Here is a 22452-nt window from a genome sequence, read left to right as displayed (position 1 = left end):
GCGCGTGCCGCTCGTGATCCGTTCAGGCGGAGGCGGCGAGGCGGTCCAGGTGCCGTTCGAGGGCGGTGACGACCAGGCGGTGGTCCTCCGCCTGGGCGAGGCCGGAGACGGCGACCGTGCCCACGGCTCCCACGCCCTCCACGACGATCGGGAAGGCGCCGCCGTGTGCGGCGTAGGTGTCCGGGTCGAGCCGGGAGTCCCGTTCGAAGCTCCCGCCCTTGGCGGCGAAGCGCAGGCCGACCAGGTACGAGGAGTGGCCGTAGCGGTCCACGGTGCGGGCCTTGCGCAGGATCCAGGCGTCGTTGTCGGCCGAGCTGCCCGGCAGCGCGTAGTGGAAGAGCTGCTGGCCGTTGCGCCGGATGTCCACCACCACGGGCGCCTCCTCGGCGCGTGCCAGGCCGACCAGCAGGGTGCCGAGCAGCCAGGCGTCGTCGTTGTCGAAACGTGGCAGGCGCAGGCGGCGCTCCTCGTCCTCGATCCGGTGGATCAGGGCGTCGAGGGCCGCGTCGCGGGTCATCGGGAAGTCCCCTCGGCCGGGGTGCCGGTGCCGCCGTCGGCGCTCAGGGTGATGGTGCGGCCCTCGGCGGCCGAGCGGCGGGCGGCCTCCATGACGACCAGCGCGGCGACGGCGTCGCGCGGGTCGACCGGCGCGGGCGCACCCTCGTTCAGGGCACGGGCCACCCCGGCGTAGAAGGCGGGGTAGTCACCGGGGAGCGAGGGATGCGCGGCGGCGCCGTCCCCGGTGCCGAGCAGGCCGCGGTCCGCCTCGGGGACCTCGCCCCAGCCGGGCCCCGGGCGCCGACCGGCGCGCAGCGCCTCCTCCTGCGGGTCCATGCCGTACACGGTGTACGCGGAGCGGTCGCCCAGCACGCGCATGCGCGGTCCGGGCCGGCCGGCGAGGGAGCTCATCCACAGGTGCGAGCGGACGCCGCCGGCGTGGGTGAGCGCGAGGAAGACGTCGTCGTCGACCACGGCGCCGTCGCGACGGGTGTCCACCTCGGCGTACACCTGGACGGCCGGGCCGAACAGGGTGAGGGCCTGGTCGATCAGGTGGCTGCCCAGGTCGGGGAGGATGCCGCCGACGTCGACCGGGTCGGCGGACTCCTGCCAGCGCCCCGTGAGCTCCGGGCGCCAGCGCTCGAAGCGGGACTCGAACCGGTGCACCCGGCCGAGTGCGCCGTCGGCGATCAGGCGCCGGACGGTGAGGAAGTCGGCGTCCCAGCGGCGGTTCTGGAAGACCGTCAGCATCAGGCCGCGGGCCTCGGCCAGCTCGACCAGCGCGATCGCCTCGGCGGCGGTGCCGGCCACCGGCTTGTCCACCACGACGGAGAGTCCGGCCTCCAGTGCGGCGCGGGCGAGCGGCACGTGGCTGCGGTTGGGGGAGGCGATGACCACCAGGTCGAGTGCCTCGGGATCGCCGAGCAGCTGCTCGGCGGTGTCGACGGCGCGGGCCCGCGGGTGCTCCTCGCGGAGCTGCTCGCGCCGTCCGGGATCGGCCGTGACCACGGCGTCCAGGCGCAGGCCCGGGGTGGTGGCGATGAGCGGGGTGTGGAAGGCCGCGCCGGCCAGGCCGTAGCCGACCACGGCGACGCGGACGGGGAGGTCGGTGTGAGGTGTGCTCGCGGAGGTCATACTCCCACTTAAGCAACAGTGTTTCCTAAGTGCAAGCCCGGTGGCCCGTGCCAGGAAGAATGACCCCATGACGACGTCGCACCCCGGCTCGTCCGGCAGCAGCCGGCCGGCCGGCACCAACCTGACCGGACTGCGCGACCACAACGCCGCCCTCGTCCTCGGCCTGCTCCGGGCCGCCCCGCAGGGCAGCAGTCGCGTCGAACTCGCCACCGGGACCGGCCTCACCCCGCAGGCCATCGGCAAGATCACCGGCCGGCTGCTCGCCGAAGGCATGATCGTCGAGGCCGGCCAGGCGGCCTCCACCGGCGGCAAGCCCCGCACCCTGCTCCGGCTGCGCGCCGAGGCCGCCTGCGCCGTCGGCGTCCATCTGGACCGCGACGAGCTGACCGTCCTCCTGGTCGACCTCGCGGGCCACCACCACCACGTCCACACCCGGCCGGTGGAGCCCGGCATCACCCCCGCGGCCGCCGTCCGCCTCGTCGCCGACCAGGTCGACCGCGCCGCCGCGGCGCTCCCCGATGGGGCCCGGCTGCTCGGGGTCGGGGTCGGCTGCCGCGGACCGCTCGACCACACCGCCGGCGTCCTCCACTGGTTCACGCCCCCCGGCGCCCACGGCTCCGGCTGGGACCGCTACCCGCTGCGCGACGAACTCGCCGCCCGGCTGGCCGGCCTGCCTGTCGTCGTGGACAAGGACACCAACACCGCCGCCCTGGCCGAGGCCCCGACCGCGCCGCGGCCCGGCAGCGGCCTCGCCTACGTCCACCTCGCCGCCGGCCTCGGCGCCGGCCTGCTCCTCGACGGCGCCCTCCACCGCGGCACCCGCACCAACGCCGGCGAGTTCGGGCACCAGACCGTGCAGATCGACGGCCCGCGCTGCGACTGCGGCAACCACGGCTGCCTGGAGGTGCTCTGCCTCGCCGAACTGCGGCGCGGTGATCACGCCGCCGCCGCCGCACTGGTGGGGGTGGGCGTCGCCAACCTCGTCCGGCTGCTCGACATCGACCGGGTGGTCCTCGGCGGCCGGGTCGTGCTGGCCGCTCCCGACACCTACCTCGCCGGTGTCACCGCACAGATCGCCGCCCGGATCCCGGACACCGACTGGCAGCCCGTCCCGGTCTCCGTCAGCACCGCCGGGCGACTGGCCGTCGCGGCGGGCGCCGCCGAACTGATCCTCGGCCCCCTCTTCGGCCGCAGGACCTGAGCCCGTGCTCCGCACCGCCTCGCCCGCCGGGTCGCCGTCCGGCCCGGCTGCGCGGGGTCGCCTCCCCGCGCGTGTGGCGGGCCCGAGTCCGGTCAGCATGTCGACCCGGCGGCCGTGCGTTCGAGGATCGTCCTGGTGACCGGTCCGTACACGTGACTGCCGGCCTCTGCGCCGTGGAGGCCGGCCCGGTGCTGGAAGCTCAGCAGGGAGCTCGCCGTGGCGTTGTCGAAGTGGCCCTCGGTGAACGGCGATCCGCTCCGGAGGCAACCCGCCCGCACCAGGAGCTGCTGCAGCCTGGCCACGTCCGTTCCGGAGTCGCCCCGCCGCAGCACCCGGGCGATGGGCGGAGCGGGCGGAGCCGACGGCGACGGTGTGGTGGTCGGTGACGGCGCCGGGGCGGTGCTCGGATCCAGGGCGGTGCTCGGTTCTGGGGCGGTGCTCGGCTCCGGGGCGGTGGGGGAGGCGGGTGGTGGTGCCGTCGTGGCAGCCGCCGTCGGCCTACCGCTCGGGGCCCTGGACGGGACCGGCTCGGCGGTGGGCGCCGGTCGTGGTGCCCGGCTCGCCGTCCCCCCGCCCGGTGGTGCGGACGGAGGCACCGCGTCGTCGGTGGGTACGGGGAGGGGAAGGGCGCCCACGATGCGGCCGGCCGGTGCCTTCGACATCGTCAGGCCGAGCAGGAGGGCCACGGCCCCCACCCTGACCACGGTGGCCACCGCCCGCCGGCGCCTTCGGGCGGGCGTGTTGAGCGGCTTCGTCCTGCGGTGCCGTGCGCGTCCGGCGGTCACCGTCGATCGGTTCCCCCGACCCCCGAGGTGTTCGCGCGCGGGTGGCCGCGCCGGGGCTGGTGCGGGCAGGTCGGGTGCGTGTTCACCACCGGTCGCGGACCGGTCGGGCTCCGCGGCTGATCGGTGGCGGTTCGTACGGGGGTACCGGAGCAGCATGCCGGCCCGCAGGGTGTCGGCCTCCCAGTCGTGTACGGCCCGCAATTCGGCCACCGCCCGGGAGCAGCGGTCGCACCTCGACAGATGGGTGGTCAGCTCGGCCGAGAAGGGTGCGTCGCCGGCCGCTTCGTCGCCGAGCCGGGCGGCCAGGTGCCGGCAGTGCCGCTCGGGCGTGCCGGCCGCGTAGTGGCGGAGGTAGGCGTCGGCGAACTCCCGGCGCACCGGCTCCTCCGGTGCCGGCCCGTCGGCCTCCCGGGCCGAGGCGTGCTTCAGGGGCGCGGTCAGGGCGTGCCACACCTTCGCCGCCGTGGCTTCGGGAAGCGTCCGGAGCGTTCGCAGGAGGAGGCTGTTCCGCGCGGCCGTGGCGACAGCGGAGGTGTGGCTCTCTCCCTCGCGCCGCTGTGCTTCCAGCCAGTGCGTGAAGAACGGTGACAGGGCATCGGACCGCCCGGTCGCGGCCCACGTGGCGGCGAGGTGCCGGGCTTGGTCGAGCAGCGCCCCGATCCACGCCGCGCCCGGCTGCACGCCGTGCTCGAACACGTCGAGCGTGCGGTTCGCCGCCGCGATCGCGAGCACGGTCGCGTCGTCCTCGGTGCGGCACAGCACGCGCGCGTAGGCCAGCGCCGCCCGGCCGTGTCGGCGCATCAACTCCTCGGCCGCGGCCTGTCGGGCGGATTCCGTCGGGAGCAGCTCGCAGAGCTGGGAGTCGCGGAGGGAGGCTACGGCGTGCGGCATCGGGGTCCTCTGTGACAGTGATCGCCGAAGACCGGCGCTGTGCGTCGGGTCCGTCGGTTTTCGCGACGGACCGTCCTGTGGTCAGGGAAGCCGGGACAGCGGCGTCGGGACGCGGGCGCGAGCGAAGCGCCGGTGGTCACCGGGCCCGGATGCCCGGCGCCGGTCCCTGCTGCTGAGCACTCGCCGGCCGATGCGCGCGCGGTGCGCGAGCGCTTCCTGAGGGGCGGTTCTCCGCCTCGCACCGATCTGCAACCCTTCGACGACACGTCCGTCCCGGAGCGGTCGGGAGGGGTCGTGCACGCTTCGTCCGACCGGAACGGTTTCCGATCTGAAGAAGGGACGGCCGCCGGACCGAGCCTGCCGGTTCGCCGAATCGTTACCGGGGGCGAAGGGGCGAAGGGGCGAAGGGGCGAAGGGGCGAAGGGGCGAAGGGGCGAAGGGGCGAGGGCGCGCGGATCCGGTCGATGACGGCGGACGCGGCGGTCGGCGTCGGGCCAGGTGGCCGGTCCCGGCCGCCACCGCGGCTCGTGGAAGGCCTGGCTCAACGGGTGCGGATTCTCCCGTACGGACTCCCTCGCCCAGACGGTCACCGGCCCGGCGGGCTGCAGGGCGAGCCTCGGGTACTGGCTGCACGTCGACTCGGAGGAAACCACCGACTCCGTCACGTACGACAGGTTCACCGTCACGGTCAACGGCACCGAGGTGGCCGTGCAGTCGGACCTCGACCGGTCCGCCGGCTACACCAGGCGGACCGTCGACCTCTCGGCCTACGCCGGGCAGACCGTCACCTTGACGTTCAAGGGCACCGAGGACAGCGCCCTCAAGACCACCTTCCTCCTCGACGACCTGGGCCTGGAGATCGGCGGCTGACCCGCAGGGACCGGTCGGCCGTCGTCCGCACGGGCGGTGGCCGACGGGTCGTCACCGCGGTCAGGGCGGCCGCGCCTCCGACGGCTGCCGTGGCAGGCCCGGCAGCGGGAGCCGGACCGCCCCGCGGTGCGGTCGGGAGGGTCCGGTGCCGGGTGCCGGGCCGAGCAGAGCCGCTCCGGCGAGGTGGAGCCGGCGGTTGACCTCGCGGATCTCGCCCAGGCGTCGCCGGCACGGTGCGCAGGCGTCGAGGTGCCCGGCCAGCGCCTTGGGGATCCTGCGCGGGGGCCGTCGGACCAGCGCGGCGAGCCGGTCCGCGCAGGACCGGCAGTCGGAGGACCGGGGCCGGGGCAGATGGGCCGCGAGGTAGGCCTCGCGCAGCCCTTCACGTGCCCGGACGGCAAGGGAGTGGACCCCGCTGGCCGTCAGGCCGAGCAGTGCGGCCACCTCGCCGACGGGCCGCCGCTCGACCACCGAGTACCAGAGCACCGAACGCCAGCGCTCCGGCAGGCTACGGAACGCGGCGACGACCAGTGCGCGCTCGGTGGAGTCCACGAGTAGCTGTTCGGGGGAGCGCGCGCGGTCGGCGTCGTCCGCCCAGAGAGCGGGATCGACGCTGGGCGGGGCGCGTCGCTCGGCCGCGGCCCACGCGTTCGCCGTGTTGCGGACGACGGCCCGCAGGTAGGGGCGCCAGCTCTGCTCGGGGCCGGCGCCCGCGCGTACTGCGGCGATGGTCCGGGCGAAGGCCTCGCCCGCCAGGTCCTCGGCCCGGTGCGCGGTGCCGCCCAGCGCACCGGCGTAGGCGACGGCGGCCCGGAAGTGGCGCTCGTACAGCGCTGTCAGGGCCTCGACGTCCCCGGCGCGCAGCCGGACGGTGAGGGCGTCGTCGGTCTCGGTGGTCTCGGTGGTCCTGTCGGTTCCGGCGGTGTCCGATGTCGGTGCTTCGGTCGTGCCGTCGGGGGCTTCGACGGCGCGCTCGCGCCCGTCGTCGGCCGGGAAGGAGCCCAGGTGCACGGGTTCGGTCCTTGGTCGGGTTCGTGATCCGGCTGGTCGGGGACGTGACGACCGGACCGGGCTGTCGGACGCTCCGCGCCGTGGCCGCGCCGTGCACCGACGGTGTGCACGTCGCGGACGGCCCGGTGGGATCGATGACAGGAGGAGGCGCCGGAGGCCCTCGGCATCCCGCCCCGTTGCACGACCGTGATCCGCGGTGGGTGCCCCGGGTCCGCGTCGGGAGGCGGCCCCTGTATTCCTTCGGCCGGGCCCGCGGCGTCGGGCGGCCGGTTCGGGCGCGACAGCCGATCGGGGGGCATCCGGCCGGCACGGCTGCTCCGCGTGGGGATGGGCACGCTCTGTCACGGATGAGGTATCTCCCGCCAGGGCTACCCCAAAGGGGTGTATTGGGGCATTCTGGCATCACGTGGCCTTGGTCTCATGTGACCGCTCGTCCCTGTCCGGGGGCGGCGAGCTGCCCCAGCCCGGTCGGAGGGCCCAGCCGATGAACACCTCAGAGCCGCTGTACGTCCGAGTGGTGGCATCGACCGAAACCGTCCTGCTGAGACTTGCCGGTGAGTTGGACCTCGAATCGGCGCCGCTGGTGGACCGTGCCGTCGCGGCCTGCCTGGGCAACGGCGTGCGACGTGTGACCGTCGATCTCGCCGCCGTGACGTTCTGTGGTTCACACGGACTCATGGCGTTGGAGCGCTCGGGCCGGATCGCCGCCGCACGTGGTGTGACCTTCCGGCTGTCCGGCGTCCATCGCCGGGTCCGGCGGATCCTGTCCCTGTACCGGGAGGTGGGTCTTCCCGGACTGGGCGTCGCGTCGTTCGCGCACCCGCACCTGCGCCCCTGTCGTTGACGACGCGTGGTCGGAGCGTCTGCCGACGGGCGACCGTCGGGGCGCGCGGACCGGGCGCCCCGGTGTGTCACCCGCGAAGCCGGCCGGTCCACCGCCACACCGGCACCCTCACCTCGGGACGCGTGGGCGGTGATCTCCGGGCGGCGGGGCTCGCCGAGGCCGAGGGCGGGATCACCGAGGGAGGTTCGCTCGACGTGCTCGTTCCGGGGCTTCCCGGTGGGCCGCTCGGTGGTTCCGGTGACGGCTGTTGCGTCTCGGCGGGGTTAGGCGAGGGCGAAGGCCGGACCGGTACGGGCGGCGTGGGATCGGGCGGTGACCGGTAGGGGGAGGGGGGCAGCCCGGTGACCGCGGAGGACTCCGGGGAATCCGGGGACCCCGGGAACTGCGGGGCGGTCGGCGGCCCCGGCGTCGTGGGGACCTGCCGGTCCGCTGCCGGCGACGGTGCGCCGGCGGGACTCCCGTTCGTCCCCGTGGTGCCGTCCGTGGCAGCCGTGGGCGGTTCGGCGTCGGACGCCGGCGGGGCGTCGGGGGCGGAGGCGGTTGCCGGGCGCGGCACCCCGCCCGCCGGGCCGTCGTGCTGCAGGGCCGCGGTCCCGCCGACGACTGCGGTCGCCGAGACCGCCAGCGCCCACCACCTGGCGCGGAGGTGGCGCCGGCGCGGGCCGGCGGGGTCCGAGGAGTCGGGAACGGACTCCGCCGCGGCGCGACCGCCCGACGGCACGCGCTGCAGTACGGCGGGGGGTTCCGGGTCCGCCCGGTAGGGCGGGAGCTCGATCGTCGGTGCCTCGGAGGAGCACGAGGTGCAGAACGGCGGAAGCCGGTCGTCCGTGAAGGCCCTCCGGCCTGCCGGGGCGGAGTCGTACAGGGCGGCGGCGTAGCCGCAGGTTCGGCGAGCGGTGCCCTCGGCGCGGGCGCGCCAGGCGTCGTCGGACCCGTCGCGTTCGGCGGCGTCCGCCACCGCCTCCGGGGACGGGACCGGCCGCTGCCGGGCGGCCTGCACCACGGCCCGCAGGATCTCCCGCCGACACGTCTCGGGCAGGGACAGCAGAGCATCGCCGGCGGGTCTGTCCGCGGTGTCGTCAGCCGTCCGTGCTGCGACCGATCCGGCCGTGAAGGGTCGGCGCTCACGTGCCCGGGGGCGGCCGAGTGCATCGGGCAGGACGGGACGGCGCTCGGTGGGGGAGTGCGGCGCGGGCGTCTCGTGGCCCCCCGCCTCCCCGGCTCCGTGGCCGGCCCCGGGCTCCGGTGCTGCCGCGCACCGAGGGTCGGGCCCGTCGCCGTCACTCCGGCCGGGGCCGGTCCCCTGTCCGCGCTGCGGTGACAGACCGCCGCGGCGCATGAACGAACTCCAGGGCGCCGAGGGCTCACTCATGGTTCTCCACTCCGGTGGGCGGGGGTGCGCGGCTGTTCTCGTGGCATGGAGGAGGGCCGTGGCCCGTCGTCGTCCCGCCACGGCGCCGAACAGTTACCGAAGCGTTGCCGGGCGCTGAGCGGGACGGCCGCGACCCGCGAGTCCTGCGGGCACCCGAGCGCCGCCCGGAGCGGCACCTCCCGCCGGTGCCCGGCTCCCGCGCTCCTGCGCCACCGCCGGACCCGGGCCGTACCGGACGTGGCCCGGGCGCGCACCTGCGATCCCGGCGGCGTCCATGCGCCGCCGGGTCACAGCCCCCCGTTGATCGCGGCCGCCTGGGCCGCGCCCGCGCTGACGTCCCACTTCGCGAGGATGAGGTCGTACTCGCCGCCGCGCATCAGCTGGTCCAGCCCCTTCACCAGCGCGTCACGCAGCGCCGTGTCGCTCTTGTTCACCGCGATTCCGTAGGGGCTGGACTGCGACTGCGTGCCCGTCACCTCGAAGCGGTTGCCGTTGTCGGTGGTCCTGGCCGCGTACGCCGCCACCGGGAGGTCGTTGAAATCGGCCACCGCTCTGCCGGCCGCCACCTCGGCGAGGGCCTGGGCGTCGTCGTCGAAGCGCCGGACCTGCAGTGATTTGCCCTGCCGGGCGCAGGCGGCGACCTGGCGGCCGACGATCTCGTCCTGGGTGGTGGCGCGCTGCACCGCGACGGTCTGGCCGCAGATGTCGTCCAGCGTCCGGATCCCCTTCGGGTTGCCCTTCCGCACGATGATCGAGGTACCGGCGATGAAGTAGTCCACGAAGTCCACGCCCGGCGCACCGGTCGGTATGCCGTCGTCGCCGAGCGCGTTGCGACGCTTGGGCGTGTCGCTGATCGCCGACATCGCCACGTCGAACCGCCCGGCGTTGAGGTCCGGTATCAGCTTGTCGAACGGCGTGTCGACGATCTCGATCCGCAGACCGAGGACCTTCCCCAGCGCGTCGGCCAGGTCCGGGTCGAGGCCGTCCGGCCTGCCGTCCGCGCCGCGGAACTCCATCGGCGGGTAGTTCAGGTCGGAGCCGATCCGGAGCACCCCGGCGGCCCGCTGCGCCTTGGGGACGGCCGCCCGGGCCTTGTCGGCGGAGCTCGTCGGGGAGTTGTTCGAGGCGGCGCAGGCGGTGAGCAGCAGGGCCGAGGCGGTGGTGAGCGCGGCGGCCGGCAGGGCCCGGCGGAACAAGGGTGGGCAGGAGAGATTGCGCATGGTGGCGCTCCTCGATGGGGCGAGGCGGTGCGACCGGCATCCACGAAGGGGGAACGGCCGTGACCGGGAACGGGATCCTCCCACCCGGCTCCGGCAGCAGGGGCTGCAGATGTGTCACGATCCGCTATCGGGTTGACCCGCGTCCTGGGATTCCCTCCCGCGGCCCGTGCCGCAGGCGGCCGTCGTGCCGCTGCTCGCGATCGAGGCCGTCGCCCTGCCAAGTGGGCCATTTCGCCACTGCGGGGGAACCGAGTGTGGAGACCTGCCACGTTCGCGATTTCGCGTCCGGTTCCTAGGCTCTCGGCCATGAACAGCAGCAAGAGGCCAGGTGGCGATGCCCGCGCCCCCACGGACGGCCGGTTCCTGGTCGGGCGAAGAGTCCTGGTGACGGGTGCCGCGAGCGGGATCGGGCGGGCCTGTGCGGTGGCGTTCGCCGACGCCGGCGCCCGGGTGTACGTGGTCGATCTGGCGGCGGAGGCGGCCGAGGAGGTGGCGCAGGAGATCGGCGGCACCGCGTACGCGGTCGACCTGTCCGATCCCGAGGCCGTGGACAGCCTCCCGGACGACGCCGACGTCGTCGTCAACAACGCCGGACTGCAATACGTCGCGCCGATCCAGGAGTTCCCCGCCGAGCGGTTCACCCTGATGCAGCGCGTCATGGTCGAGGCCCCGTTCCGCATCCTGCGCCGTACCCTGCCGCACATGTACCGCCAGGGGTGGGGCCGGGTGGTCAACATCTCCTCGGTCCACGGCCTGCGTGCCAGTGCGTACAAAGCCGCGTACGTGACCGCCAAGCACGCCCTGGAAGGGCTCAGCAAGGTCGTCGCCCTCGAAGGCGCCGGTCGTGGGGTCACCAGCAACTGCGTCAACCCCGGCTACGTGCGCACCCCTCTGGTCGAGAGCCAGATCTCCGACCAGGCCGTCGCCCACGGCATCGCGCCGGCCGACGTGGTCGAGCAGATCATGCTGGCCCGCTCCGCGATCAAGCGACTGATCGAGCCCGAGGAAGTCGCCCGGACCGCCCTGTGGCTGTGCACCCCGCACAGCAGCTACATCACCGGCGCCGCCATCCCCGTGGACGGCGGCTGGACGGCCCACTGACCGCGCGCCCGTCGCTCCGACCGCGTCGCGCACGCCCCATGAGGGCGACTCACCCCGTCCTCGACGCCCAGCCCCCGCCCCACGAACCGAGACCCCCCGTTGAACCGGCACTCCCACCCACCCCCCGGAACGGTGACACCATGGCCAGCCCCCACACCGCCGTGAACGGCCCGAGCCTCCCGCACAGACCCGGCGCGCTGCGCCGCGTGGTCGCGGCGAGCCTCATCGGCACCACCATCGAGTGGTACGACTACTTCCTCTACGGCTCCGCCGCCGCCCTGGTCTTCGGCCACGTCTTCTTCCCGAAGTCCGACCCCCTGACCGGCACGCTGCTGGCCTTCCTCACCTACGCCATCGGCTTCGCCGCACGCCCGGTCGGCGCCCTGGTCTTCGGGCACTTCGGCGACCGGATCGGCCGCAAGAAGCTTCTGGTGGTCAGCCTGCTCATGATGGGCGGCGCCACGGCCCTCATCGGCTGCGTGCCCGGTTACAACAGCATCGGTGTCGCGGCACCGATAGCGCTGACCGTGCTGCGCCTCGTCCAGGGCTTCGCGCTCGGCGGCGAGTGGGGCGGCGCGGTGCTGCTGGTCTCCGAGCACGGCGATGCCGGGCGCCGCGGCTTCTGGGCGTCCTGGCCCCAGGCCGGCGCACCCGCCGGCAACATCCTGGCGGTCGGCGTCCTGGCGCTCATGACCACCCTGCAGAGCGATCAGGCGTTCCTCGCGTGGGGCTGGCGCATCCCCTTCCTCCTCTCCGCGGTCCTGGTCGTGGTCGGCCTGTGGATCCGCCTCGCCGTCGACGAGTCCCCCCTCTTCAAGGACGCCCTGGCCAAGGCCGAACAGCGCAAGGCGCAGCAGAAGGCCGAGCAGCCGCCGCTGGTCGCGGTGCTCCGCCACCACTGGCGCGACATCCTGGTCGCCATGGGGGCCCGGATGGCCGAGAACATCTCCTACTACGTGATCACCACCTTCGTCCTGGCCTACAGCGTCGGGCATCTCAAGATCGAGAAGCAGGTCGCGCTGAACGCCGTCCTCATCGCCTCCGCGGTGCAGTTCGCCCTGATCCCGCTGTTCGGAGCGCTCTCCGACCGGGTGGGCCGCAAGCCGGTCTACCTCGTGGGCGCCGTGGGCGTGGGCGTCTGGGCCTGGGCCTTCTTCGGTCTGCTGGACACCAGGTCGTTCCCGGCGATCCTGCTCGCGGTCACCGTCGGTCTGGTCTTCCACAGCGCCATGTACGCCCCGCAGGCGGCGTTCTTCTCCGAGATGTTCGCGACCCGGATGCGGTACTCCGGCGCCTCCATCGGCGCCCAGTTCGCCTCGGTGGCCGCCGGAGCGCCGGCCCCGCTCATCGCCATCGCGCTGCTCCAGAACTACGGCAACTCGGTCCCCATCTCGCTCTACGTCACCGCTGCCGCACTGATCACGGTGATTGCCGTGCTCGTCGCCCGCGAGACCAGGGGGCGCGACCTGGCCGAACTCGACGACGGCGCGGACGGCGCCTCGGCCCCCGCGGCCCGGGACGTGGCCGCGGGTGCTCCGGCCTGACGCACGCGCTCTCCACTCCCGTCTGCGAACCTGGATGCGGAGGGGGCCGGTCACCGGTCCCCTCCGCTGTTCCCCTTCTTCGGCGCAACGGACCCGCCATGCACCCACACGCACAGTCCGCACTCCCTCGCTTCGCGCGGCTGCTCGAACTCCTCGCCGGCGACGCCCCGGCCGAGGAGTTCGGCGCCCTCGCCGCGTCGGCCCGCACGGCCGGGGCCGACGCCGCCACCCTGGCGGAACTGGAAGAGGCGACGGCCGTCGCTCTGCGCATCCGCGGCAGGCTGCGTCAGCACCGTCGTCGGGAGCGGGAGCTCACCGCCCTGTTCGACACCGCGAGCGACCTCGCCGCCCTGCGGGACCTCGACGCCGTCCTGCAGTCCATCGTGCACCGGGCCCGTCTGCTCCTGGGCACCGACACCGCCTACCTCACGCTCCCCGACGAGGAGGCGGGCGACACCTACATGCGCGTCACGGACGGGTCCGTCTCACCCCTCTTCCAAGGGCTCCGCCTGCACCTCGGTGTGGGTCTCGGCGGCCTCGTGGCCCAGAGCGCCCGCCCGTACGCCAGCCCCGACTACCTCACCGACGCGCGGTTCCGCCACACCGAGCCCATCGACAGCGGGGTCCGCGACGAGGGCCTGGTCGCCATCCTCGGTGTGCCGCTCCTGCTCGGGTCCGTGTCCGGTTCGGGTGGCCAGGTGATCGGTGTCCTGTTCGCCGCAGACCGCAGTCCGCGGGCGTTCTCCACCGACGAGGTGGCCCTCCTGTGCTCGCTCGCCGACCACGCCGCCATCGCCATCGACACCGCCAGGGCCGTCGCCGACACCCGGACGGCCCTGACCGAACTCGCCGAGGCCAACGCCGCCGTCCAGGCGCACGCCGCCTCCGTGCAGCGGGCCGAGGAGGCGCACGACCGGCTGACCGACATCGTCCTGCGCGGCGGCGACCCTCCCGACGTGGCCGCCGCCGTCGCCACGCTCCTCGACGGCGAGGTCACGATCCACGACGGCGACGGCCTGGACCTCACCGCACCGCGCGACACCGCCGGCCCCGCAGGGCACCCTCCGACGCCCGCCGACCTCCAGCAGGCCGTCGAGGAATCCCGGAGCGCAGGCCGGGCCGTGCTGCGCAACGGCAGGTGGATCTGCGCCGTCCTCGCCGGCTCCGAGCTCCTGGGCAGCCTCGTCCTGCACACCCCGGCCCACCTCGACGCCGCCGACCGGCGCCTTCTCGAACGCGCCGGTGTCGTCGCCGGCCTGCTCCTGCTGCTGCGCCGATCGGTCGCCGAGACCGAGAACAGGATCCGCGGCGAGCTGATCAGCGACCTCCTCACCAACCCCGACCGGGACCCCGCGGGCCTCACCGCACGAGCCCGCCGCCTTGCCGTCGACCTCGGCCGGCCCCACCTCGTCCTCATCGCAGAACCGACCGGAACCACCAGCGAGAGACTGGCCGCCTGCGCCGGCCGGTACCTCTTCGGCGGCGACGGCGTCAGCGCCCAGCACGCCGGAGCCACGGTGCTGCTGCTGCCCGACGACGGCACCCCGCCCGGTGACGCCGCCCGCCGGACCGCGACCCGGCTCACCCAGCTCTCCGGCGCCCCCGTCACCGTCGCGGCCTCCCGGCCCGCCACCGGCCCGCGAGCACTCGCGGCCGCCCACGCCGAGGCGGCGCGCTGCCTACGGGCCCTGCTGGTCCTGGGCCGTACCGGCGACGGCGCCTGCGCCACCGACCTCGGCTTCCTGGGGGTCGTGCTCGGCGACGGCCACGACCTGGACGCCTTCGTCGCCCAGACCCTCGGGCCGCTGCTGGACTACGACGCCCGCCGTGGCAGCGACCTCATCCACACCCTGAACGTGTACTTCGGCTGCGGCACCAATCTCACCCGGACCAAGAACGAACTCCACCTCCACGTCAACACCGTGGTCCAACGCCTCGACCGGATCCAGGCCCTGCTCGGCCCCGGCTGGAACAGCCCCGAGCGCACACTGGAACTCCAGGTCGCCCTCAGGCTCCATCAGCTGTCCGCCCGCAACCCAGCGCCCACGGACGACGGCCCCCCGCCCTGACCCCGGCCCTCGCGGGCAAGCCCACGAGGGCTGGGGCACCACCCGGAGGTGGCCTCCGCGACCACCGCAGGAGCCCGGCCTCGGCCGCTACCCCTGCGACGGGAGGAGCTGTTCCGTCCAGATGCACTTCCCGGTGCTCTCATGCCGGGTACCCCATCGGTGGGCGAGTGCCTCGATCAGTTGGAGACCGCGCCCGCCCTCATCGGTGGTCGCGGCGCGACGGATGTGCGGTGTGGTCAGGCTGCCGTCCGACACCTCGCAGATGAGCACGTCGCTCCGCAGCAACCGAAGCCGCACAGGGCCCTTGGCATGCCGGACGACGTTGCCCACGAGTTCGCTGACGACGAGCTCGGTGGTCATGGCCAGCTCGTCCAGGTCCCACACGGCGAGCTGGTCGCGGGTGTACTGCCTCGCCTCGCCGGCCGCCATGGCGGTGTCCGGTAGCAGCCAGGAGGCGACGTCCTGGCTCGGGAGGCGGTGGAGCCGGGCGATGAGCAGGGCGGCGTCGTCGCAGGTCTGCTGGGCCGGCACCAGGTCGGAGACGAGGGCGTCGCCCATCAGATCCAGGTGGTTGGCGACCGCGTCGTGGTCGGCGTCGGGTGGCAGCCGGCCGGCCGTGCCGGTGGTCCTGTCCAGAAGGTCCGCGAGGCGGGCGATGCCACGGCCGATGTCGCGGGTGCGGGACTCGATCAGACCGTCCGTGTACATCACGACGAGGCTGTCCTCGGGCAGCACGAGTTCGGTGGTGTCGAACGGAGGTGTGGCGGCGCCCAGCGGCGGGTTGAGGGCGAGCGCGGGGAAGCTCACCGTGCCGTCCGGATACACGATGGCGGGCGGGGGGTGGCCGGCGCTCACGAAGGTGCAACCACCCGAGACGGGGTCGTAGACCGCGTAGAGGAACGTCGCGCAGAAGTCGTCGCCCAGGCCGCTGACGATGTTGTCCAGGTGCAGGACGAGCTCGTCGGGCGGCAGGTCGAGGGCCGCGAGGGTGTGCACCGCGGTGCGGAGTCTGCCCATGGTGACCGCCTCGGACAGTCCGTGCCCCATCACGTCGCCGATCGCCAGAGCGACGCGCCCCGAGGTCAGCGGAATCACGTCGTACCAGTCGCCGCCGATGTCCCCGCTGGTGGCCACGAAACGGGCGGTGGCGGTGACGGCCGGCACGGTGGGAAGGGCGAGGGGCAGCATGCCGCGTTGCAGCTCCTGGGCACGGGTGTACTCGGCCTCGTAGAGGCGGGCCCGTTCGAGGGCCTGGGCGATCAGTGCGCTCAGCGCCTCCAGCAACGCGCGTTCGTTCTCACTGAGGTTGCGCCGCCTGCTCCAGCTGATGCAGCAGAAGCCGATGACGCGCCCCGAGACGACCAGCGGCAGGAAGGCCCAGGAGTTCTTCCCTCCGATGGCCACGAAGTCGGCCGTCGCCGGGTAGCTGCTGATCAGCTCCTCCGGGGACGGGAAGAACATCAGCGTGTGAGGGGCGGAGAGGACGTCCTTGGCGGGCGTGCCCTCGGCTATTGCCGTCGCGTCGGCCGTGCGGATCAGCTCGGTGAACACCGGTGGGTAACCGGCACAGCCGACCGACCGCAGACCGCCCCGCTCCACGGCCTGGATGATCAGACCGGTGGCATCGAAGGGTGGCAGCACGTGTTCGACGACGGTCCCGACCACGTCGTCGGAGGTGATGGCGCTCGCGAGGGCGGTGGTCAGCTGGGCGACGCGAGCGGAGTGCCCGGCGGTGTCGATCCTGCGGTATTTCCGGTGGTTGGTGCGATCACTGAGATCGGTGAGGAGGAGCACGAGACCCCCGGCGACGGGCAGGAGCCGGAACCGGTACCAACGTCCGGTCGTCTCCAGGCGCCCTTCGTCCTCGATCGGTGTGGTGCCCGCCATCGTCCGCTCGAAGCGATCCCGCAGACCCGGCGCGACGGCCTCCGGCACCGCTTGCCACAGGATGCTTCCGAGCAGTCGTGCTGCGGGGCCCAGAAGGCTCTCCGCCTCGGCATTGAGGTAGGTGACCTTCCCCCGCCCGTCACAGGCCAGGAACGCGTCACCCATGGATCCCAGTGCGCGCACCACCGAGTCGTGGGGCAGGCCCGGATCTCGGGATTCCGGGACCGTTCCAGCCGCCTCCGCAGCGCCACGATGAGTCTGCACCGGATCCATTCGGTCACCTGCCGTGCCTCGGAAGTCCGGCGGCCCGGAAGAGCGACAGCATCGCACTCCGACGGAGACGGGGCGCCGAGGCCGCCGAGGGCGTCTGCGAGTGGCAAGGCCGGCGCCGACGGCGCACCCGCCCCCATTGTATTGCTCAGGCGAGCCGCTGCTCGATGGCGCGGAGCTTGCGCTCCATCGCGTCCAGGCCCCGCAGCGACAGGGTGTCGTCGTCGACGGTCAGGTCGACGGTGGCGGTCTCCTCGGGGTCGTCCTCGGGAGGGGTGCCACGACGGATCGCGGTGTCGGCCGTCGGCCGGGCCGGTTCCAGGGCGGGACCGACGGCGGCAGCCCGCGGCAGGACGCGCGGGTGCGGGGGCTCGGCCGCGGCGGGCGGGGCGGGCTCGGGACCGCTCGGTTGCTCCTCGGAGGTGGCGGCAACGGTGGCCGGGGCGACGGCCCGGATGCCGTGGTCGCGGGAGAACGGTCCGCTCCGGCGGGTGATGGCCTTCAGTTCGGCCCGCTCGCGGCGGTCGGCGCTGCGGGTCTGCTGTCTGGCCTCCTGCCTGGCCCGGCGCTCCTCCCGGACCTCGTCGACCGCCTCGTCCAGGCTGCGGACGTTCTCCAGCAGCATCAGCGACCAGGCCGCGTAGGTCTCGCGGGGCGCGCGCAGCCAGCGCACGATGCGGATCTGCGGCAGCGGGCGCGGCACCAGGCCCTGGTCGCGCAGCGCGGCCCGCCGGGTCTGCTTCAGCGCGCGGTCGAAGAGGATCGCGGCCGAGACGGACATGCCGGCGAAGAACTGCGGGGCGCCGTCGTGGTTCCCCCCGCGCGGCGCGTGCACCCAGTTGAACCAGGCCGAGGCGACCGCGAACACCCAGACCAGCAGGCGGGAGCCGAGCGCCGCGTCGCCGTGGCTGGCCTCGCGCACCGCCAGCACCGAGCAGAACATCGCCGCGCCGTCCAGACCGAACGGCACCAGGTACTCCCAGCCGCCCGACAGGCCCAGGTTCTGCACGCCGAAGCCCACCAGGCCGTGGAACGACAGCGCGGCCGCCACGCCCGCGCAGCAGAACAGCAGCACGTAGGAGGAGATCCCGTAGACCATCTCCTTGCGCCGGCGGCGCTCCTCGGTGCGCTCCCAGGAGTCGTTGGCCTCACCGGAGCGGTCGGTCCGGTGGTTCCGGCGGCGCAGGAACACCACCAGGGCGAGCACGGACACCGTGAGCGCGCCGACGGCGGCGGTCCAGGAGAGCTGTACAGAGGTCAGGTTCATGGCGGATCGGGCCTCGCTGCGTTGCCTGAAGGGACAGGGGCGGTCTGATCGCCCGGAGCACGGCCGGGCCCGTGGCCGGCGTCGACGGTTCCGAGGCGAACGATGGAGCGGGTGGGGCCGGGCGGTCACGTCCCGGGTGCCTGTCCGGGTACCGGTCCGGCGTCGGCGTCGGCGTCGGCGTCGGCGTCGGCGTACAGGCAGAGAGCACGGAAACCGCAGCCGCGGCCCGCGGCTAGACCGAACCGTGACCTTGCGCGTCCGCGACGGGGTCCACCCGGCGCGCGGGCAGGAGGCGGGAATCTCCGGCGGGTCGGCACCGTGCGGACGGCTCCTGCCGCCCCGCGGGCACGGTGAACGACCGGGCGCGCCTCCCGCCGGCTCCGGGACACGCGGTCACCCGGAGCCGGCCCCCGCCGCGGCGCCGCTCCGTGATTCAGGCAAAAGCACAAAATCTGCCGGTACCCCTGGACGGGGCGCGAGCGAAACGGATAGAAAGCGCGCAACGGCAATCCGTACACCCACGGCTGCCGCCTCCGAGGCTGCTTCCCGCGCCTCCTCCGCGCATCCGCGTCCGGCCACCGATGCCCGCGCCGGTGCCCCGTCCCGCCCTGCCCCGCAGCCCACAGCCACGTCGAAGGCGCCGGGCGCGACCGGCCACCCGGTACACCGACAGTTGAGGTTGTCCCATGCCCCTGACCCTTGCCGACCTCCGCGCCCGCACGTTCAGCACCGTCCGCCTGCGCGAGGGCTACGACGAGGGCGAGGTCGACGAGTTCATCGACCTCGCCGAAGCCGAGCTCACCCGCCTGCTGCGCGAGAACGAGAACCTGCGGGCCGCGATCGCCGCGGCCCTCCTGCGCCCCGCACCCACGGCGCCGAACACCGGCGCCCCCGCCCCGGCGTTCCCGCCCCCGCGCCAGGCCCCGGACAACGCCGACAACGCCGCGCGCATCCTCGGACTCGCCCAGCGGATCGCCGACCAGGCCGTCGCGGGCGCGCACGCCGAGGCCCGGAGCGTCATCGCCGCGGCCCGGACCCGCGCCGAGGCCGTCGAAGGCGCCGCGCAAGCCTGCGCCGACACCCTCGAACGCGACACCCGCGTCTGGATCCAGGAGGTCATCGGGGGCCTGGAGGCCACCCGGGCCGCCCTGGAGGCCGGGATCCAGGGCCTGCGGTCCTTCGAATACGAGCAGCACAGCCGCCTGCGGAGCTACCTGGAGCAGCAGCTGCGCAGAGTGCGGACGCCGACCGGTGACGGCTCGCCCGTGGTGGCTCCCGTGCCCACCGGGCCGGCGGCCCTTCCCCCGGGCCGCCCCCGGCCGCCGGCCGACCCGCCGCCCGGCGCGGCCGGCCCGCCGCCGGCAGCCCTGCCGCAGTCCGCGAACACCCCCATCCCGGGCCTGCTGCTCAAGAGGGTCGCCGCCACCGTCCACCGCGCCGCCGCGCACCCCCACCCGGCCCGCTGAGCCGACGGGCAGGGGGGCAGGCCGTTCGGGGCTGCGGAACGTGTGGCCGGTCGCGCGGGCCGGCGGGGGAGAGGCCCGGGTCGTCGGCCCGGTCAAACGGGTAGCGGCCCGGAGGTGCACCGTATCCGTGCGGGGCGGCGGCCGAGGCAGCGGCCGTCGGCTCGGTGGCGCGCCGCGCGAGGTCTGTCCGGCGCGTCGTTCGGAGGTGCGGCAGGCCCTTGGTGCGTGGCTCAGCCGGCGGCCGAACCGCAGGCGAACAGGAACGGCACCATCGGCGCGGCGAGCGCGACGGCTGCGATGGACGTCCAGGCGAGCGGGTGGGGGGACTTGCCGGGGTACAGGAGGCGGGTCACCCGGGCGGCGACCGTCGAGCCGCCGGCGCCGAGGCCGAAGCCGGGTACCCGGCCGGCGGCGACCTCGCACATGGCGCTGGCCAGGGTGCGCGGCGGGTGGGCGAGGACGGCGCGGTCGTCGGCCACCATCTCCAGCAGGGTGGCGATCTCGGCGCGGGCGCCGGTCGCGAGCGGCACGCCGGGAAAGGCGCGGGCGAACGCTTCGGCGGCCCCGGTGACCAGGTGGTGACGGCCGCTCAGGTGGGCCCGTTCATGGGCGAGTACGGCCTGGAGCTGGGGCGGGGTGAGCGCCTTGAGGGCCCCGCTGGTGAGGACGATCCGGCGGGATCGCCCCGGCAGGCAGTAGACCGCGGGAGTGCTGTGGTCCAGCACGGTGGCGGCGAGGCCGGGCTCGCGCCGAGCCACCAGATCGAGCATCGCGCCGTGCCGGCGGCGGTCGCGCCGGGCGCGCAGGACGACGCCGGCGAACCGGCCGACCGGCCACAGGGCGACGATCAGCGGGGCGGCCATCTGGGCCGAGCCGACCGCGATCCCCAGGCCGGCCGTCCCGCCCACGCCACAGGCGTGGAGAATCCCGAGCACTCCCTGGTGCAGGTGTCGCTCCGGCACCACGAGGTGATGCACCACGAGGGCCAGGGAGACGGCGAAGGACGTCATCAGGCCGAGCCAGAGCGTGATGGCCAACCCGGGTGCGCGGTGCGGCCATCGTGCCCGTCGGAGCAGTCGGGGGGCGGCCAGCCCGACGAGCAGGGTGTAGGCGGCGAGGAGTGCGGTCGAGATCACGGCTGGTCCGGCACCGGCTTCGCGTCGAGCAGGCCGCGGATCACCTCGAGCTCGTCGGGGGAGATCTCCTCGATGAAGTGGGCCAGCGCGGCCGGGCGGTCCCGGCTGGAGCCGAGCGCCTCCTGCATCAGCGCGGCGGTGTACTCCTCGCGGCCGAGGGTCGGCCGGTAGAGCCAGGCCCGGCCCTGCTTCTCGCGGGTGAGAACGCCCTTCCCATGCAGGATGTCGGCGACGGTCATCACCGTGGTGTAGGCGACGGGGCGCTGCCGGTTGATGTCGTCGACGACCTCCCGCACCGTGGCGGGTCGGTTCCACGTCCACAGGCGGTCCATGATCTCCGCCTCCAGGTCACCCAACCGACGCACAGCCTGCCCACTTCCCCGAGGATCCCGTTGGTGGCCCCATGCTAGACGGCGGGCTCCGTGCGGTGGGGTGCCGGGCGACGGGGCGGCCGCTCGGGGCGGCCGCTCGGGGCGGCCGTCCGGAACGGTCCCTGTCCGGCGGTGCCGCTGAGGTCCAGGGGAGTTGCGGGAACCACCCCCTAATCTACTAAGTTGGTTCGCATCTGCTGTGGGTCGTGCCTGCGGCGGCCTCGTCGCCTGCACTCGCGTGGGCGCGTCACACACGTCGAAGGAGTGCGCCGAACGATGGGATCGCACCGCAGGCCGAACCCGCCCGGCCGGGTCCGGATGGCCGTCCTGACCACCGCGATGGCCGGCACCGCGGCCCTGGCTTCCAACGTCAGTGCCCACGCCGAGCCGGCGCCCTCGCTCGACGCGGTCAAGGCCCGGGTCGACGCGCTGAACGAGGAGGCCGAGGCGTCGATCGAGAAGTACAACGGCTTCAAGGAGAAGCAGCAGCAGCTCCAGGCCGGGGCCAACCGGCTGCAGGAGCGGGTCGCCGACGGGCAGGCCGCGATGAACGGGCTCAGGACCGAACTCGGTGCACTGGCCGGCGAGCAGTACCGCAACGGCGGGGTCGACCCCGCGGTCCAGCTCATGCTCAGTTCCAGCCCCGACTCCTACCTCACCCGGGCCTCGATGCAGGGTCAGGTGGCCACCTCGCAGACCGAACTGCTGAGGCAGCTCCAGGGCGAACAGCGTCGCCTGGACCAGGACCGCACGGAAGCCGCCGCGTCCCTGGCCCAACTGGAGGCCACCAATGCCGCGCTGGCCGCCGAGAAGAAGGGGATCCAGGACAAACTCGCGCAGGCCCAGGCGCTGCTCAACAAGCTCAGCGCGGCGGACCGGGCCAAGGTCAACGCCCAGGAGGCCGCCGCCCGCGCCTCCCGGGCCGGTGGTCGCAGTGAGCCGGCGCCCGCCTACCAGGGTCCGGCCACGGGTCGTGCCGCGGAAGCGCTCAAGTTCGCCTACGCCCAGCTCGGCAAGCCCTACGTATGGGGTGCCACCGGCCCTTCGGGCTTCGACTGCTCCGGCCTGACCGGCGCGGCGTGGAAGGCGGCCGGGGTCTCCCTCCCACGGGTCTCCCAGGCGCAGTGGAACGCCGGTCAGCGCATCGCCCGGGCCAACCTCCAGCCCGGCGACCTGGTCTACTTCTACGCCGACCTGCACCACGTGGGCATCTACATCGGCGACGGCAAGATGATCCACGCACCCCGCACCGGCAAGAACGTCGAGATCCTCCCGATCGACAGCATGGACGGCCCGGTCATGGGCGGCACTCGCCACTGAACCCGTCCCGGTGGGGGTGGCCGTGGATCCGACGCGGCCCTTGCGCTCCGTTCGTATATCGGATAATTTTGAACGCTCCGAGGTGCGTAGGGAAGGGCCTTCCGCCCGCTTGACGCCCCTCACCCACGCGGCGAAGTCGTCTAACGCCCTCTCCTTGGCGGGGCCGGACGAGGGTGCCGGACATCGACTCCTGGT

The 22452-nt window shown here is 74.1% G+C and carries 17 protein-coding genes; 8 read left to right on the top strand and 9 right to left on the bottom strand.

All coding sequences use genetic code 11. The annotated features are described in order from the left end of the window. Positions 1-22: 22 nt before the first annotated feature. Both ACWDRR_RS20160 and ACWDRR_RS20155 read right to left on the bottom strand, forming a co-directional pair. Positions 23-517 carry a heme-degrading domain-containing protein gene (locus ACWDRR_RS20160; protein ID WP_449773558.1) on the bottom strand — a complete coding sequence of 165 codons (495 nt, stop codon included), beginning with the start codon at positions 515-517 and terminating at the stop codon, positions 23-25. After that, entirely contained in the window at positions 514-1632 is a 1119-nt protein-coding gene (locus ACWDRR_RS20155; RefSeq protein WP_449773557.1) for a Gfo/Idh/MocA family oxidoreductase, read from the bottom strand. The genes ACWDRR_RS20160 and ACWDRR_RS20155 overlap by 4 nt, the downstream gene beginning before the upstream one ends. A gap of 67 nt (positions 1633-1699) precedes the next feature. Between ACWDRR_RS20155 and ACWDRR_RS20150 the strand changes: the two genes are divergently transcribed. Beyond that, positions 1700-2833: an ROK family protein gene (locus ACWDRR_RS20150; protein ID WP_449773556.1), complete on the top strand. Its 1134-nt coding sequence runs from the start codon at positions 1700-1702 to the stop codon at positions 2831-2833. A gap of 92 nt (positions 2834-2925) precedes the next feature. Here the strand turns inward: ACWDRR_RS20150 and ACWDRR_RS20145 are convergent, their stop codons facing one another. After that, positions 2926-4509, bottom strand: coding sequence for a peptidoglycan-binding domain-containing protein (locus ACWDRR_RS20145; RefSeq protein WP_449773555.1), 1584 nt, complete (start codon positions 4507-4509; stop codon positions 2926-2928). 498 nt (positions 4510-5007) lie between these two features. Here ACWDRR_RS20145 and ACWDRR_RS20140 point away from each other — a divergent pair, with 498 nt between their 5' ends. Next, a complete protein-coding gene (locus ACWDRR_RS20140; RefSeq protein WP_449773554.1) occupies positions 5008-5379 on the top strand; it encodes a hypothetical protein in 372 nt (123 codons plus the stop codon). Between the two features lie 60 nt (positions 5380-5439). Here ACWDRR_RS20140 and ACWDRR_RS20135 read toward each other — a convergent pair whose 3' ends face one another. Then, positions 5440-6390, bottom strand: a complete 951-nt coding sequence (locus ACWDRR_RS20135) for an RNA polymerase sigma factor (RefSeq protein WP_449773553.1) — start codon at positions 6388-6390, stop codon at positions 5440-5442. Positions 6391-6874: 484 nt separating this feature from the next. On the opposite strand from ACWDRR_RS20135, the gene ACWDRR_RS20130 reads away from it, so the two are divergent. Beyond that, positions 6875-7234 (top strand): STAS domain-containing protein, encoded by a 360-nt coding sequence (locus ACWDRR_RS20130; RefSeq protein WP_449773552.1) that lies wholly within the window; start codon positions 6875-6877, stop codon positions 7232-7234. Positions 7235-8893: 1659 nt separating this feature from the next. Here the strand turns inward: ACWDRR_RS20130 and ACWDRR_RS20125 are convergent. Next, positions 8894-9826, bottom strand: a complete 933-nt coding sequence (locus ACWDRR_RS20125) for an ABC transporter substrate-binding protein (protein ID WP_449773551.1) — start codon at positions 9824-9826, stop codon at positions 8894-8896. 306 nt (positions 9827-10132) lie between these two features. On the opposite strand from ACWDRR_RS20125, the gene ACWDRR_RS20120 reads away from it, so the two are divergent. From ACWDRR_RS20120 to ACWDRR_RS20110, 3 genes are all read left to right on the top strand, one after another. Then, on the top strand, positions 10133-10927 hold the full coding sequence (locus ACWDRR_RS20120; protein ID WP_449773550.1) for a 3-hydroxybutyrate dehydrogenase: 795 nt from the start codon (positions 10133-10135) through the stop codon (positions 10925-10927). Between the two features lie 140 nt (positions 10928-11067). Further along, a complete protein-coding gene (locus ACWDRR_RS20115) occupies positions 11068-12471 on the top strand; it encodes an MFS transporter (RefSeq protein ID WP_449773549.1) in 1404 nt (467 codons plus the stop codon). Between the two features lie 98 nt (positions 12472-12569). Next, positions 12570-14540: a helix-turn-helix domain-containing protein gene (locus tag ACWDRR_RS20110; protein WP_449773548.1), complete on the top strand. Its 1971-nt coding sequence runs from the start codon at positions 12570-12572 to the stop codon at positions 14538-14540. 87 nt (positions 14541-14627) lie between these two features. Here the strand turns inward: ACWDRR_RS20110 and ACWDRR_RS20105 are convergent, their stop codons facing one another. Continuing rightward, on the bottom strand, positions 14628-16592 hold the full coding sequence (locus ACWDRR_RS20105) for a SpoIIE family protein phosphatase (RefSeq protein ID WP_449773547.1): 1965 nt from the start codon (positions 16590-16592) through the stop codon (positions 14628-14630). A gap of 253 nt (positions 16593-16845) precedes the next feature. After that, positions 16846-17964, bottom strand: coding sequence for a DUF2637 domain-containing protein (locus tag ACWDRR_RS20100; RefSeq protein ID WP_449773546.1), 1119 nt, complete (start codon positions 17962-17964; stop codon positions 16846-16848). 686 nt (positions 17965-18650) lie between these two features. Between ACWDRR_RS20100 and ACWDRR_RS20095 the strand changes: the two genes are divergently transcribed. Continuing rightward, complete coding sequence (locus ACWDRR_RS20095; RefSeq protein ID WP_449773545.1) at positions 18651-19430, top strand: DivIVA domain-containing protein; 780 nt, start codon at positions 18651-18653, stop codon at positions 19428-19430. A gap of 230 nt (positions 19431-19660) precedes the next feature. On the opposite strand, the gene ACWDRR_RS20090 is transcribed toward ACWDRR_RS20095, so the two are convergent. Both ACWDRR_RS20090 and ACWDRR_RS20085 read right to left on the bottom strand, forming a co-directional pair. Continuing rightward, on the bottom strand, positions 19661-20566 hold the full coding sequence (locus ACWDRR_RS20090) for a M56 family metallopeptidase (protein WP_449773544.1): 906 nt from the start codon (positions 20564-20566) through the stop codon (positions 19661-19663). After that, a complete protein-coding gene (locus ACWDRR_RS20085; RefSeq protein ID WP_449773543.1) occupies positions 20563-20931 on the bottom strand; it encodes a BlaI/MecI/CopY family transcriptional regulator in 369 nt (122 codons plus the stop codon). Before ACWDRR_RS20085 ends, ACWDRR_RS20090 begins: the two co-directional genes overlap by 4 nt. Before the next feature lie 282 nt (positions 20932-21213). Between ACWDRR_RS20085 and ACWDRR_RS20080 the strand changes: the two genes are divergently transcribed. Beyond that, entirely contained in the window at positions 21214-22257 is a 1044-nt protein-coding gene (locus ACWDRR_RS20080; RefSeq protein ID WP_449773542.1) for an NlpC/P60 family protein, read from the top strand. Positions 22258-22452: the final 195 nt, after the last annotated feature.

This window comes from Kitasatospora sp. NPDC003701 (assembly GCF_053587085.1).
The sequence above is the reverse complement of the archived record's forward strand: the minus strand, read 5'-3'. Positions and strand labels throughout refer to the sequence as shown.

What these genes read in the sequence shown, in the direction of transcription:
- ACWDRR_RS20160 (WP_449773558.1), bottom strand. Translation starts at nt 517, where the DNA reads ATGACCCGCGACGCGGCCCTCGACGCCCTGATCCACCGGATCGAGGAC.
- ACWDRR_RS20155 (WP_449773557.1), bottom strand. Translation starts at nt 1,632, where the DNA reads ATGACCTCCGCGAGCACACCTCACACCGACCTCCCCGTCCGCGTCGCC.
- ACWDRR_RS20150 (WP_449773556.1), top strand. Translation starts at nt 1,700, where the DNA reads ATGACGACGTCGCACCCCGGCTCGTCCGGCAGCAGCCGGCCGGCCGGC.
- ACWDRR_RS20145 (WP_449773555.1), bottom strand. Translation starts at nt 4,509, where the DNA reads ATGCCGCACGCCGTAGCCTCCCTCCGCGACTCCCAGCTCTGCGAGCTG.
- ACWDRR_RS20130 (WP_449773552.1), top strand. Translation starts at nt 6,875, where the DNA reads ATGAACACCTCAGAGCCGCTGTACGTCCGAGTGGTGGCATCGACCGAA.
- ACWDRR_RS20125 (WP_449773551.1), bottom strand. Translation starts at nt 9,826, where the DNA reads ATGCGCAATCTCTCCTGCCCACCCTTGTTCCGCCGGGCCCTGCCGGCC.
- ACWDRR_RS20120 (WP_449773550.1), top strand. Translation starts at nt 10,133, where the DNA reads ATGAACAGCAGCAAGAGGCCAGGTGGCGATGCCCGCGCCCCCACGGAC.
- ACWDRR_RS20115 (WP_449773549.1), top strand. Translation starts at nt 11,068, where the DNA reads ATGGCCAGCCCCCACACCGCCGTGAACGGCCCGAGCCTCCCGCACAGA.
- ACWDRR_RS20110 (WP_449773548.1), top strand. Translation starts at nt 12,570, where the DNA reads ATGCACCCACACGCACAGTCCGCACTCCCTCGCTTCGCGCGGCTGCTC.
- ACWDRR_RS20105 (WP_449773547.1), bottom strand. Translation starts at nt 16,592, where the DNA reads ATGGGTGACGCGTTCCTGGCCTGTGACGGGCGGGGGAAGGTCACCTAC.
- ACWDRR_RS20100 (WP_449773546.1), bottom strand. Translation starts at nt 17,964, where the DNA reads ATGAACCTGACCTCTGTACAGCTCTCCTGGACCGCCGCCGTCGGCGCG.
- ACWDRR_RS20095 (WP_449773545.1), top strand. Translation starts at nt 18,651, where the DNA reads ATGCCCCTGACCCTTGCCGACCTCCGCGCCCGCACGTTCAGCACCGTC.
- ACWDRR_RS20080 (WP_449773542.1), top strand. Translation starts at nt 21,214, where the DNA reads ATGGGATCGCACCGCAGGCCGAACCCGCCCGGCCGGGTCCGGATGGCC.